Origin of the sequence: Pseudomonas hunanensis (assembly GCF_013393325.1) — a bacterium.
In the GTDB taxonomy this organism is placed as follows: Bacteria; Pseudomonadota; Gammaproteobacteria; order Pseudomonadales; family Pseudomonadaceae; genus Aquipseudomonas; species Aquipseudomonas putida_P.
In genome coordinates this window covers 798,531-811,498 of sequence record NZ_QJRC01000095.1, presented here as the reverse complement: position 1 = coordinate 811,498, position 12,968 = coordinate 798,531, and the positions used below count along the sequence as shown (strand labels likewise).

The 12,968-nt window shown below is 63.6% G+C and carries 12 protein-coding genes; 10 read left to right on the top strand and 2 right to left on the bottom strand.

From position 1 onward, the window contains the following. Positions 1-26 precede the first annotated feature (26 nt). Entirely contained in the window at positions 27-1,922 is a 1,896-nt protein-coding gene (gene exaA, locus DM807_RS20475) for a quinoprotein ethanol dehydrogenase (protein WP_012272751.1), read from the bottom strand. 254 nt (positions 1,923-2,176) lie between these two features. Between exaA and pedF the strand changes: the two genes are divergently transcribed. The 10 genes from pedF to DM807_RS20425 all read left to right on the top strand — a co-directional run bounded on the left by pedF (position 2,177) and on the right by DM807_RS20425 (position 12,601). Beyond that, positions 2,177-2,638: a cytochrome c-550 PedF gene (pedF, locus tag DM807_RS20470; RefSeq protein ID WP_012272750.1), complete on the top strand. Its 462-nt coding sequence runs from the start codon at positions 2,177-2,179 to the stop codon at positions 2,636-2,638. A gap of 5 nt (positions 2,639-2,643) precedes the next feature. Further along, positions 2,644-3,519, top strand: a complete 876-nt coding sequence (locus DM807_RS20465; RefSeq protein ID WP_012272749.1) for a substrate-binding periplasmic protein — start codon at positions 2,644-2,646, stop codon at positions 3,517-3,519. A gap of 8 nt (positions 3,520-3,527) precedes the next feature. Beyond that, positions 3,528-4,289, top strand: coding sequence for a quinoprotein dehydrogenase-associated SoxYZ-like carrier (locus DM807_RS20460; RefSeq protein ID WP_012272748.1), 762 nt, complete (start codon positions 3,528-3,530; stop codon positions 4,287-4,289). Positions 4,290-4,327: 38 nt separating this feature from the next. Beyond that, entirely contained in the window at positions 4,328-5,269 is a 942-nt protein-coding gene (locus DM807_RS20455) for a quinoprotein relay system zinc metallohydrolase 1 (RefSeq protein ID WP_179027821.1), read from the top strand. Between the two features lie 401 nt (positions 5,270-5,670). Beyond that, positions 5,671-7,458, top strand: coding sequence for a PQQ-dependent alcohol dehydrogenase PedH (gene pedH, locus DM807_RS20450; RefSeq protein ID WP_012272746.1), 1,788 nt, complete (start codon positions 5,671-5,673; stop codon positions 7,456-7,458). Positions 7,459-7,584: 126 nt separating this feature from the next. Next, positions 7,585-9,105, top strand: coding sequence for an acetaldehyde dehydrogenase ExaC (gene exaC / locus DM807_RS20445; RefSeq protein ID WP_179027820.1), 1,521 nt, complete (start codon positions 7,585-7,587; stop codon positions 9,103-9,105). Between the two features lie 199 nt (positions 9,106-9,304). Next, positions 9,305-9,376 carry a pyrroloquinoline quinone precursor peptide PqqA gene (gene pqqA, locus DM807_RS20440; RefSeq protein ID WP_071984777.1) on the top strand — a complete coding sequence of 24 codons (72 nt, stop codon included), beginning with the start codon at positions 9,305-9,307 and terminating at the stop codon, positions 9,374-9,376. A 51-nt stretch (positions 9,377-9,427) separates the two neighbouring features. Continuing rightward, the gene (pqqD, locus tag DM807_RS20435; protein WP_012272744.1) at positions 9,428-9,700 is read left to right on the top strand and encodes a pyrroloquinoline quinone biosynthesis peptide chaperone PqqD; all 273 of its coding nucleotides are present in this window, start codon (positions 9,428-9,430) and stop codon (positions 9,698-9,700) included. 89 nt (positions 9,701-9,789) lie between these two features. Continuing rightward, positions 9,790-10,953: an alcohol dehydrogenase-like regulatory protein ErcA gene (gene ercA / locus DM807_RS20430; RefSeq protein ID WP_012272743.1), complete on the top strand. Its 1,164-nt coding sequence runs from the start codon at positions 9,790-9,792 to the stop codon at positions 10,951-10,953. Beyond that, on the top strand, positions 10,937-12,601 hold the full coding sequence (locus DM807_RS20425) for a PAS domain-containing hybrid sensor histidine kinase/response regulator (protein WP_179027819.1): 1,665 nt from the start codon (positions 10,937-10,939) through the stop codon (positions 12,599-12,601). The genes ercA and DM807_RS20425 overlap by 17 nt, the downstream gene beginning before the upstream one ends. 35 nt (positions 12,602-12,636) lie before the next feature. Here the strand turns inward: DM807_RS20425 and DM807_RS20420 are convergent, their stop codons facing one another. After that, complete coding sequence (locus DM807_RS20420) at positions 12,637-12,936, bottom strand: hypothetical protein (protein ID WP_012272741.1); 300 nt, start codon at positions 12,934-12,936, stop codon at positions 12,637-12,639. Positions 12,937-12,968: the final 32 nt, after the last annotated feature.

The window sequence follows — 12,968 nt, the reverse complement described above, 5'->3', positions numbered from 1 at the left end:
GGCACAGGCCCGCTCCCCGCTGCAGGTCAACGCTGTGCAGTCTTGGTGTCCCAGCTAGGGATCTTGAACACCCAGAACGAGCCGCCCTGCGCCACGGGTTTGGTCAGCTCGGCCATGTCGCCGCCCCACAGCGGCACCGCGCCGCCATAGCCCACGGTCACGCCGATGTACTGCTCGCCATCCTGCTCCCAGGTGATGGGCGGCGAAACGATGCCGCTGCCGGTCTGGAACTTCCACAGCTCCTTGCCCGTCTTGGCGTCGAACGCCTTGAAGAAACCGTCACCCGTGCCGGTGAATACCAGGTTGCCCTTGGTGGCCAGCACGCCTGCCCACAGCGGCAGGTGCTCCTTGTGTTCCCACACCAGCTTGCCGGTAGTCGGGTCCATGGCGCGCAAGGTGCCGACGTGGTCGTCGTACATGCGCTTGATACGGAAGCCCATGCCCAGGTAGGCCGAGCCTTTCTTGTAGTTCACTTCCTCGGTCCAGTATTCCTCTTTCCACTGGTTGCCGGGGATGTAGAACAGGCCAGTGTCTTGGCTGTAGGCCATGGGGTTCCAGTTTTTGCCGCCAAGGAACGGTGGCGAGACTTCCACCGGCTTGCCCTTGGTTTCACCCGGCAACGGCTTGGCCGGGCGTTGGCCGGGGTTTTCCACCGGGCGCCCGGTCTTCAGGTCGATGTGGCTGGCCCAGGTGATGTTGTCGACGAAGGGGAAGGCGTTCTGCAGCTTGCCGTTGTTGCGGTCTACCACGTAGAAGAAGCCGTTGCGGTCGGCGTGGGCGGTGGCCTTGACCACTTTGCCGTCCTTGTCTTTGTAGTCGAACAGCACCAGCTCGTTGTTGCCGGAGAAGTCCCAGGCATCGTTGGGGGTGTGCTGGTAGAACCATTTGACCTCGCCGGTGCTCGGGTCGACGCCGACCTGGCCGGAGGTGTACAGGCTGTCGAAGTCATGCGGGTTGCCGTCCTTCGACGTGCGCGCCCAGGTATTCCACGGGCCGGGGTTACCCGCGCCAACGATGATGGTGTTGGTCTCGGGGTCGAAGCTGGCGCTTTGCCAAGGGGCGCCGCCGCCGTGGCTCCAGGCCTCGACCTTGCCGGTTTCGGTGGTGGGGTCGTCTGGCCAGGACGGCGCCTTGACATCGCCGGTCGGGGTGCTGTCCTTGCCGTTCAGGCGGCCCATGTGGCCTTCGACGAAAGGCCGCATCCACACCTCTTCGCCGGTGTCTGGGTCGCGCGCGAACAGCTGGCCGACCACGCCGAATTCATCGCCGGAACTGCCGTGGATCAGCAGGACCTTGCCGCTGGTCTTGTCCTTGATCAGCACCGGTGCGCCGGTCATGGTGTAGCCGGCGCTGTGGTCGCCGAACTTCTTGTTCCACACCACTTTGCCGGTGTTTTTGTCCAGGGCGATGACCCGCGCGTCCAGGGTGCCGAAGTAAATCTTGTCGCCGTAGATCGCTGCCCCGCGGTTGACCACGTCGCAGCACGGGCGAATGTTGTCGGGCAGGCGATGGTTGTAGGTCCACAGGCGTTTGCCGGTCTTGGCATCGAGGGCGAATACCCGTGAGTAGGAGCCTGTGACGTAGACCACGCCGTCGCTGACGATGGCCTGGGACTCCTGGCCGCGCTGCTTCTCGTCGCCGAAGGAGTAGGACCAGGCCGGCGTGAGCTTGAACACGTTCTGGTCGTTGACCTGGGCCAGCGGGCTCCAGCGCTGGGCGTTGGTGCCCATGCCGTACTGCAGCACGTCCTGGGTGGTCAGGTGGTCATTGGCGATGTCTTCCCAGGTGACGTGCTTGCCGGCAGGTGCAGCAGAGGGGGTGGCCGCTGTTGCCACAGTGCCCAGGGCCAGGCTACCGGCCATCAGCAGGACGCGCACGCTCAAGGCCAGAGGGGAAAGGGCGGGTAGCGATCTTATTGTCATGGTTGCAGTTCCCAGTGGAGGTTTTGGCCTGCACAGGGTGGGGTGGGGCGGTGGTTGCGGGATACGGAAAAATTCCCGCCCTTGCCGGGAAGAGTTCCCGCACGGCACCTCAATTGGCCCTTCGCCACAAGCCCTACTACCAAGGGAGTAAGGCCCGGCCACCAAAGCAGCATTCGGCCGCCTGCGGGCTGTTTCTAAGATGGCGGCACGGCCTCTGTGGTTGAGGCTTTGCGTGCAATGGTGAGGGCATAACAATGACAAAAAAACGCGATGTGTTGCTTGCTGCAGGGTTGCTGGCCGGGGCTGTGCTGACCGGCACGGCCTGGGCCCATGGCAACGTGGTGCCCCAGGCCGTGGAGACCAAGGGCTTGACCCCGATCAAGGACGCTGGCGTTAGCCTGGACGGCGACGGTTGGGCGGCAGTGAACCCTTACCGCAGCTCACCCGAGCACGACAAGGCCGTGGAAATCGGCGCCTCGGCCTACAACCAGAACTGCGCGGCCTGCCATGGGCTGGAGGCCAAGTCCGGCGGTATCGCCCCGGACCTGCGCATGCTCGATGCCGGTGATGCCGGCGATGAGTGGTTCGTTGAGCGGGTGCGCCACGGTGCGGTGCGCGACGGCCGCGTGTACATGCCTAAGATGGCCGATTACCTGAGCCAGGAAGCGCTGTGGGCGGTGCGCACCTACCTGGACAGCGTGCACGTCGAGGAGTGACGGCCATGCGCCTGTGGACGGTGCTGTTGAGTGGCCTGCTGCTGTGTTGCGCGGTGGCCCAGGCGCAGGTGCGCAACTACGACGCGATCATCGCCGCCGGCGAGTTGAAAGTGGCGGTGTACAAGGATTTCGCACCCTACAGTTTCCAGGACCACGGCCAGCCGCGAGGCGTCGATGTGGAGCTGGCACAGGCCCTCGCCACGGCCTTGGGGGTGCGCCTGCAACTGATTTGGGCACCGCCTGGAGAAAAGCTCGACGATGACCTGCGCGACTACATCTGGCGCGGCAGCCCGCTGCGCCACCAGCAATTGGCCGACCTGATGATGCGGGTGCCATACGATCACGATTACGCGCAGAAGCGCAACGAACTGGGCGAGCTGGAAAACGCCCAGGTGGTGATGTTCGGCCCCTATCAGCAAGAGCGCTGGCAGGTGGCCTATGACCAGCGCCGGCTGGCCTCGGTGGCCAGTGTGGCAGTGTTCCAGCAGCACCCGATCGGGGTCGAGGTCGACAGCGTGCCGTCGTTCTACCTGACCTCGGTGTTCAACGGCATGCTCAGCGCCAAGACCCACCATTACCCCAACGTGCAGCAGGCATTTGCCGCGATGCAGGCCGGCCAGGTGGACGCGGTGATGGCGATGCGCGGCGAGGTCGACTGGCAGCTGCACCAAGCCGCCGACCCGCAACTGGCCTTGGCGGAAAACGCCTACCCGAACCTTGGCAAGCAAGCCTGGGAAATCGGCATGGCTGTGCACGAAAGCAACCGGCAGTTGGCCTATGCGGTGGAGGAGGCCCTCGAGGGCATGATCCGTGATGGCCGGCTCAAGGCGATGTATGCCACTTACGGCCTGCGTTACGAGGTCCCGGAGATGTATCAATAGGAGTGGCCATGAACTGGCGAGCGACGTTCCTGCTGGCCTGCTGGATGCCCTTGGCGGCCCAGGCTGCGACGCAGGGCACCCACATAGACCCGGTGCCCTCGGTCATGTGGGACTTCTACCACAAGCAGATACTGGGCCAGGCAGCGTTCGTGTTCGATGACCGTGTAAAACTGCTGGCGCCGCCCTTTGCCGAGGACGCGCGGCAGGTGCCGCTGGAGATCGACGCCCGGGCGTTCACAGGCGAGGTGGTGCGGATCATCGCCTGGGCCGAACTCAACCCGCTGCCGCGCATCGTCGACTTCCAGCCTGGCGAGCGCGTGCTGCCCTGGTTGTCGATCCGTATTCGTATCGAGCAGGCCACGCCGCTGCGTGCCGCCGTGCTGACGCGCGATGGCCTGTGGCATGTCGGCTCGACCCTGATTGATGCCGCAGGTGGCGGGTGTACCGCGCCCAGCGTAGTCCGTACCCAACCCGGCTGGGAGGAGCACCTCGGTGAAGTGCTGGGCGGGCGCTACCCGCGTGGCGACAGCAGCCGCCTGCGCCTGCAGGTGGCCCACCCGATGGATAACGGCCTGGTCAGCGGCATTCCCGAGTTCTTCCTCAACCATGCCGAGTTGCAAGGCGACGACGGCCAGCGCCTGGCGAGCCTCGAGCTGTACCCGGCGGTCAGCGAAAACCCCAACCTGGGCTTTGACATCCGCGGCACCGGGCCAACCCGGCTGTTGTTGCAGGACAACAGCGGCAACCAGTTCGAGGCAGCGGTGCCCTGAGCAGTTGCCCGACTTCACCCCAGACCAGAGGCGCCGTCATGCGTTGGACCCTGCTGTTGCTACTGTGCCTGGGGCTGCCGGCCCAGGCCGACCTGGAATACCGGCTCACTCCCCGGCAGATCGCCGAGGGCACCTGGTTGCTGGAAGGCAGCACCGACAATTTTGCCAAGGCCAATGGCGGCAATGTGGTCAACACCGCATTCATCGTCACCGACAGTGGTGTGGTGGTCATCGACAGCGGGCCATCGAAACGCTATGGCGAGGCGATGCGTCAGGCGATTGCCACCGTCACCGAAAAGCCGGTGCTGGAAGTGCTGTTGACCCATCATCACCCTGATCACGTACTGGGCAACCAGGCCTTTGCAGATGTGCCGATTGGCGCCTTGGCCGGCACCCGCGACCTGCTGCGCCAGCAAGGCGACGCCATGGCCGAAAACATGTACCGCCTGGTTGGCGACTGGATGCGCGGTACCGAGGTGGTGTTGCCGACCCAGGTGCTGCAGCCGGGGGTGCGTGAAGTGGGCGGGCACCGCCTGCGGCTGCTGGCGCTGAGCGGGCATACCGGTGCCGACCTGGCGATTCTCGATGAAAACACCGGCGTGTTGTTTGCCGGTGACCTGGTGTTCTACGAACGTGCCCTGACCACGCCCAACAGCCCAGGGTTGGAGGTGTGGCTCAAGGACCTGGACACCTTGCAGGCGTTGCCCTGGAAGCAACTGGTGCCCGGCCACGGCCCGGTGGCCAGTGATGCGCAGCCGTTCGCGCAGATGCGTGACTACCTGGGTTGGCTGGATGGCCTGATGCGTGATGGCGCGGCGCGCGGCGATGACATGGCAGAGATGATTCGCAGGCCCATCCCTGAGAGGTTTGCCGGGATCAGCTTGACGCGGTATGAGCTGATTCGCAGTGTCAGCCATCTGTATCCGCGTTATGAGCGACAGCAGCTGCGGCGGGTGGATGGGGGCGGTGAGGCTTTTTAGGGTTCGTCATGGCATTTTTTGCGCCTGTGAGATCGAGCGCCGCCCGCGCGGCGCATCGCGAGCTACGCTCGCTCCTACGTTTGTTTTTGCCCAGTAAAGCCTGTGCCAGGCGCGCGCGACCGCCTTGTTTGTATGACGCGATATCGAGCCATGCGCCAAGGGGATCGCGCGCAAACCCCACAGGCATAATTGGCCCGAAACAAACGTAGGAGCGAGCGTAGCTCGCGATGCGCCGCGCGGACGGCGCTCGATCTGTGCCCCCACGCAAATCCCAAGCCGATACCAAGGAACTAGAAATCTCCGCACTGCGGCCAATTGTTGGTAACCGGGTAGGCAACCAAGAATTCTCGGCACACCGGGAAATTTTCCCGGACACAACAATAAAGCCAAAGGTAGCCGTCATGACCCGATCCCCACGTCGCCCCTTGTTCGCCGTGAGCCTGGTGCTCAGCGCCATGCTGCTTGCCGGCGCGGCTCACGCCGCTGTCAGCAATGAAGAAATCCTCCAGGACCCGAAGAACCCGCAGCAGATCGTGACCAACGGCCTGGGCGTGCAGGGCCAGCGCTACAGCCCGCTGGACCTGCTCAATGCCAACAACGTCAAGGAACTGCGACCGGTCTGGGCGTTCTCCTTCGGCGGTGAGAAGCAGCGCGGCCAGCAGGCCCAGCCGCTGATCAAGGACGGGGTGATGTACCTGACCGGCTCCTACTCGCGGGTGTTCGCCGTGGACGCCCGCACCGGCAAGAAGCTGTGGCAATACGATGCACGTCTGCCGGACGACATCCGCCCGTGCTGCGATGTGATCAACCGTGGCGTGGCGCTGTACGGCGACCTGGTGTTCTTCGGCACCCTCGACGCCAAGCTGGTGGCCTTGAACAAGGACACCGGCAAGGTGGTCTGGAGCAAGAAAGTGGCCGACCACAAGGAAGGCTACTCCATCAGCGCCGCGCCGATGATCGTCAACGGCAAGCTGATCACCGGCGTTGCCGGTGGTGAGTTCGGCGTGGTGGGCAAGATCCAGGCGTACAACCCGGAAAACGGCGAGCTGCTGTGGATGCGCCCCACCGTGGAAGGGCACATGGGTTATGTGTACAAGGATGGCAAGGCGATCGAAAACGGTATTTCTGGCGGTGAGGCGGGCAAGACCTGGCCTGGCGACCTGTGGAAGACCGGCGGTGCGGCGCCATGGCTGGGCGGGTACTACGACCCGGAAACCAACCTGATCCTGTTCGGCACTGGCAACCCTGCGCCGTGGAACTCGCACCTGCGCCCCGGCGACAACCTGTACTCTTCGTCGCGCCTGGCGCTGAACCCGGACGACGGCACCATCAAATGGCACTTCCAGAGCACGCCCCATGATGGCTGGGACTTCGACGGCGTCAATGAGCTGATTTCGTTCAACTACAAGGACGGCGGCAAGGAGGTCAAGGCTGCCGCCACGGCCGACCGCAACGGCTTCTTCTACGTGCTGGACCGCACCAACGGCAAGTTCATCCGCGGCTTCCCCTTCGTCGACAAGATCACCTGGGCCACCGGTTTGGACAAGGATGGCCGGCCTATCTACAACGACGCCAGCCGCCCAGGCGCGCCGGGTAGCGAGGCCAAGGGCAGCTCGGTGTTCGTCGCCCCGGCCTTCCTCGGTGCCAAGAACTGGATGCCGATGGCCTACAACAAGGACACCGGGCTGTTCTACGTGCCGTCCAACGAGTGGGGCATGGACATCTGGAACGAAGGCATCGCCTACAAGAAGGGCGCGGCGTTCCTCGGCGCCGGCTTCACCATCAAGCCGCTCAACGAAGACTACATCGGCGTGCTGCGCGCCATCGACCCCATCAGCGGCAAGGAAGTGTGGCGCCACAAGAACTACGCGCCGCTGTGGGGCGGGGTGCTGACCACCAAGGGCAACCTGGTGTTCACCGGCACGCCGGAAGGCTTCCTGCAGGCCTTCAATGCCAAGACTGGCGACAAGGTCTGGGAGTTCCAGACCGGCTCCGGCGTGCTCGGCTCGCCCGTGACCTGGGAAATGGACGGCGAACAATACGTTTCGGTGGTTTCCGGCTGGGGTGGTGCGGTGCCGCTGTGGGGCGGCGAAGTGGCCAAGCGGGTCAAGGACTTCAACCAGGGCGGCATGCTCTGGACCTTCAAACTGCCCAAACAGTTGCAGCAAACGGCAAGCGCTCAGCCATAACGCTGTAACCCTACTACCAAATGACGAGAGCCCCGCTGCCAACGATGCATTCGCCCGGCACGCGGGGCTTTTTACCATCGGTCCATCGCCTGTCGTGGGACAGGCATCGACCCGCAGAGGCTCAGCATGATCTACGCACAACCCGGAACTCCAGGTGCCGTCGTGTCCTTCAAACCACGTTACGGCAACTTCATCAATGGCGAGTTCGTGCCGCCGCTGGCTGGCCAATACTTCACCAACAGTTCGCCGGTCAATGGCCAGCCGATTGCCGAATTCCCGCGCTCCACTGCCCAGGACATCGACCGCGCCCTGGACGCCGCGCATACCGCCGCTCAAGCCTGGGGCAAGACCTCGGTGCAAGACCGCGCCCTGATGCTGCTGAAAATCGCCGACCGCATCGAACAGAACCTGGAAGTGCTGGCCGTCACCGAAAGCTGGGACAACGGCAAGGCCGTGCGCGAAACCTTGAATGCCGACGTGCCGCTGGCGGCGGACCACTTCCGTTACTTCGCCGGTTGCATCCGTGCCCAGGAAGGTGGTGCCGCCGAGATCAACGAAGGCACCGTGGCCTATCACATCCATGAGCCGTTGGGCGTGGTCGGGCAGATCATCCCGTGGAACTTCCCGCTGCTGATGGCCGCCTGGAAGCTTGCCCCGGCGCTGGCCGCCGGCAACTGCGTGGTGCTCAAGCCGGCTGAGCAAACGCCCCTGTCGATCACCATTTTCGCCGAGCTGATCGCCGATTTGTTACCGGCCGGTGTGCTGAACATCGTCCAGGGCTTTGGCCGCGAGGCTGGCGAGGCCCTGGCTACCAGCAAGCGCATTGCCAAGATCGCCTTCACCGGCTCCACCCCGGTGGGTTCGCACATCATGAAGTGCGCGGCCGAGAACATCATCCCGTCCACCGTCGAGCTGGGCGGCAAGTCGCCGAACATCTTCTTCGAAGACATCATGCAGGCCGAGCCCGCGTTCATCGAAAAGGCCGCCGAAGGCCTGGTGCTGGCGTTCTTCAACCAGGGCGAGGTATGCACCTGCCCGTCGCGGGCGCTGATCCAGGAATCGATCTACGAGCCGTTCATGGCCGAGGTGATGAAGAAAATCGCCAAGATCACACGTGGCAACCCGCTGGATACCGAGACCATGGTCGGTGCCCAGGCTTCCGAGCAACAGTACGACAAGATCCTTTCGTACCTGCAGGTTGCCAAGGAGGAGGGCGCGCAGCTGCTGACTGGCGGCAGTGCCGAGCGGCTGCAGGGCGACCTGGCAAGCGGTTACTACATCCAGCCGACCCTGTTGAAGGGCAACAACACGATGCGCGTGTTCCAGGAAGAAATCTTCGGCCCGGTGGTGGGCGTGACCACCTTCAAGGACGAAGCTGAAGCGCTGGCGATCGCCAACGACACCGAATTCGGCCTGGGCGCCGGCCTGTGGACCCGCGACATCAACCGCGCCTACCGCATGGGCCGGGGGATCAAGGCCGGGCGGGTATGGACCAACTGCTATCACCTGTATCCGGCGCATGCAGCGTTTGGTGGCTACAAGAAGTCGGGTGTTGGCCGTGAGACCCACAAGATGATGCTCGACCATTATCAGCAGACCAAGAACCTGCTGGTGAGCTACGACATCAACCCGTTGGGCTTCTTCTAAACCACGCCGCTTGCTTGGCGGGCACGCCCGCTCCCACAGGGACCGCACAACTGCAGGCCTGTGGGAGCGGGCGTGCCCGCGAAGAGGCCCCCTACCAACGCACCCCGCAAGCTCGTTCCAAAGTAGCATTCGGCCCAGCCCGCCCCCGTGCATTAATGCTTCTACCGGAATTCTCCGGCACAAGAAGAGGACTTGCCCGATGTGGAATAAACCCGCTTACACCGACTTGCGCATTGGCTTCGAAGTGACGATGTATTTCGCCAATCGCTGATGCCTGCCCGGCCACCGCATCGGTGGCCGGGCCTTCAGTGCCGATGCCCCTGTGAAGCTGATCGATCGCGAGCACACACTGGCTTTGGGCAAAGGTTTCCGCCTGCACTGGGAGCCGCTGCAGGCTTGCCATGTGCTGCTGTACCCCGGAGGCATCATCGAGCTCAACGCCAGTGCCGGTTGGGTACTGGAGCTGCTGGACGGCCAGCGTAGCGTGGCTGCCATCATAGATCGCCTGGCAAGGCGCTTCCCCAGCGCAGCAGGGCTCGAAGAGGACGTGCTGGCGTTCCTGGAGGTGGCCCGCGCCAAGGCCTGGGTCGAATGAACCGTGGCCCCGCTTTGGTCTGGTTGCTTTCGCGGCCGGATGCTTTACGCTGGCGGTTACCTTCCAGAACAATAAGAACAGGCTTTCCGATGAGCCAGAGTTTCAGCCCGCTTCGCAAGTTCGTATCGCCTGAAATCATCTTTGGTGCCGGCTGCCGGCACAATGTCGCCAATTACGCCAAGACCTTCGGTGCACGCAAGGTCCTGGTGGTCAGCGACCCCGGCGTGATCGCCGCCGGCTGGGTGGCGGATGTGGAGGCCAGCCTGCAGGCCCAGGGCATCGACTACTGCCTGTACACCGACGTGTCTCCCAACCCTCGAGTCGAAGAGGTAATGCTCGGCGCCGAGATCTACCGGCAGAACCACTGTGACGTTATCGTCGCCGTTGGCGGCGGTAGCCCGATGGATTGCGGCAAAGCCATCGGCATCGTGGTCGCCCACGGGCGCAGCATCCTCGAGTTCGAAGGCGTGGACATGATCCGCGTGCCCAGCCCGCCACTGATCCTGATCCCGACCACCGCCGGCACCTCGGCGGACGTGTCGCAGTTCGTGATCATTTCCAACCAGCAGGAGCGCATGAAGTTCTCCATCGTCAGCAAGGCGGTGGTGCCGGACGTGTCGCTGATCGACCCGCAAACCACCCTGAGCATGGACCCGTTCCTGTCGGCCTGCACCGGCATCGATGCGCTGGTGCATGCCATCGAGGCCTTCGTCTCCACCGGCCACGGCCCGCTGACCGATCCCCATGCGCTGGAGGCCATGCGCCTGATCAATGGCAACCTGGTGGAGATGATTGCAAACCCCACCGATATTGCCCTGCGCGAGAAGATCATGCTCGGCAGCATGCAGGCGGGGCTGGCGTTCTCCAATGCGATTCTGGGCGCGGTGCATGCCATGTCGCACAGCCTGGGCGGGTTCCTCGACTTGCCCCATGGCTTGTGCAACGCGGTGCTGGTGGAGCACGTGGTGGCGTTCAACTACAGTTCGGCACCCGAGCGTTTCAAAGTGATTGCCGAGGTATTCGGCATCGACTGCCGTGGCCTCAACCATCGGCAAATCTGCGGCCGCCTGGTGGAGCACCTGATTGCCCTGAAGCACGCCATCGGCTTCCATGAAACCCTGGGGCTGCATGGGGTGCGTACTGCCGATATTCCGTTCCTGTCGCAACATGCGATGGATGACCCGTGCATCCTCACCAACCCCCGTGCGTCGAGCCAGCGTGATGTTGAGGTGGTCTATGGCGAGGCCCTCTGACGAGCAGCAACGGGCGCTGGCCGGGCTGCTGGGGCTGGGCGACCACTCGGCGCGCAAAAGCCACTACCCGGAACTTTCCGCCCGTCTGGACGAACTGGAGGCCGAACGCAACCGCTACAAGTGGCTGTTCGAAAACGCCGTGCACGGGATTTTCCAGGCCAGCCTGCAGGACGGCATGCGTGCCGCCAACCCGGCGCTGGCGCGCATGCTCGGTTACGACGACCCGCAAGCGGTATTGTTTTCCCTGACTGACTTGGCCGCACACCTGTTTGACGGCGGCACCGAGGAGTTGCAGGCCATTACCGCTATCCTCGCCCGCGAGCACAGCCTGCATGGCTACGAAACCCGTTTGCGGCGCAAGGACGGCAGCCACCTCGATGTGCTGATGAACCTGCTGCTCAAGCCCGGCCAGGAGGGCATAGTAGAGGGGTTTGTCGCCGACATCACCGAACGCAAACTGGCCCAGCAGCGCCTGCAACAGCTCAATGACGAACTGGAGCAGCGGGTTGCTGCGCGTACCGATGAATTACTGGAGGCGCGTGATGCCGCAGAGGCGGCCAACCGCAGCAAGGACAAATACCTCGCCGCCGCCAGCCATGACCTGCTGCAACCGCTGAACGCTGCGCGCCTGCTGATCTCCACCTTGCGCGAGCGGCCGTTGCCAGAGGCCGAGCATGTGTTGGTGGAGCGCACCCACCAGGCCCTGGAAGGCGCCGAAGACCTGCTGACCGACCTGCTGGACATTTCTCGGCTCGACCAGGCGGCGGTCAAGCCGGACGTAGCCGTGTACCGCTTGGATGAGCTGTTCGCGCCGCTGGTCTCGGAGTTCAGCTCGGTCGCCGATGCTGCAGGCCTGAAGCTGCATGCGCGCATAGCCGACTATGCCATCTGCACTGACCTGCGGTTGCTGACACGTATCCTGCGCAACTTCCTCAGCAACGCGTGCCGGTACACCGACCAGGGGCGGATCCTGCTCGGCGCGAGGCGCCGCAGCGGCCATTTACGGCTGGAGGTGTGGGATTCCGGGCGGGGCATTGCGCAGGATCGGCTGCAGGCCATTTTTCTCGAATTCAACCAGCTGGACGTTGGCCGCGCGGCGGATCGCAAGGGCGTGGGCCTGGGGTTGGCGATCGTAGAACGGATCGCCAAGATTCTCGGCTATCGGATCGAAGTGCGTTCGTGGCCTGGGCGTGGCTCGATGTTCAGCATCGAAGTGCCGCTTGGTAAAGCGGTGCCCCTGGCCACTCACCAGGCCGTGCCGCTGCCAAGCGTCGGCAACCCGCTGCCGGGCCGCCGCCTGTTGGTGCTGGACAATGAGGTGAGCATCCTTGAAAGCATGGGCGCGCTGCTAGGGCAGTGGGGCTGTGAAGTGGTAACTGCAACCGACCAGGAAGGCGCCTTGCAGGCCTTGCAAGAGCGCGCTCCAGAGCTGATCCTGGCGGACTTCCACCTGGACCATGGTGTGGTGGGCTGCGAGGTGGTCAGGCACTTGCGTGAGCACTTTGCCGCGCCGATACCGGCGGTGATCATCACCGCCGACCGCAGCGATCAATGCCGGCGGGCCTTGCACAAGCTTGGCGCACCACTGCTGAACAAACCGGTAAAACCGGGGAAGTTGCGCGCGGTGTTGAGCCAGTTGCTGGGGTAATTCGCTAAAGCCCCGGCGTGAGGTTGCAGTTACGGCTATTGATCGTCTGCGAGAACCTTGTAGGTACTGTGCGCCACGCGCAGGAATTTGGCGGCGGCGCCCTTGTTGACGTTGTAGCCGCCTGCGCCGCTGTGAGCGTCACGGGCATAGTTGGCGATGGTGGTGCCGATTGCTGTTTTCATGAAAAACTCGAAACCGATCCGATACTTTTCGACCAGCGCTGGCCCGTCCGGGCACATTACACGGCGGTGCTCGGACGTGAGCTCTTGAAGCTCGAAAGTATCTCCCAGAGCGCCATTACGGGTTTCCAGGACAATGGATTCGTACAACGTCATGTTCTTTCCTTGGTAAATGGGGCGGCCTGCTC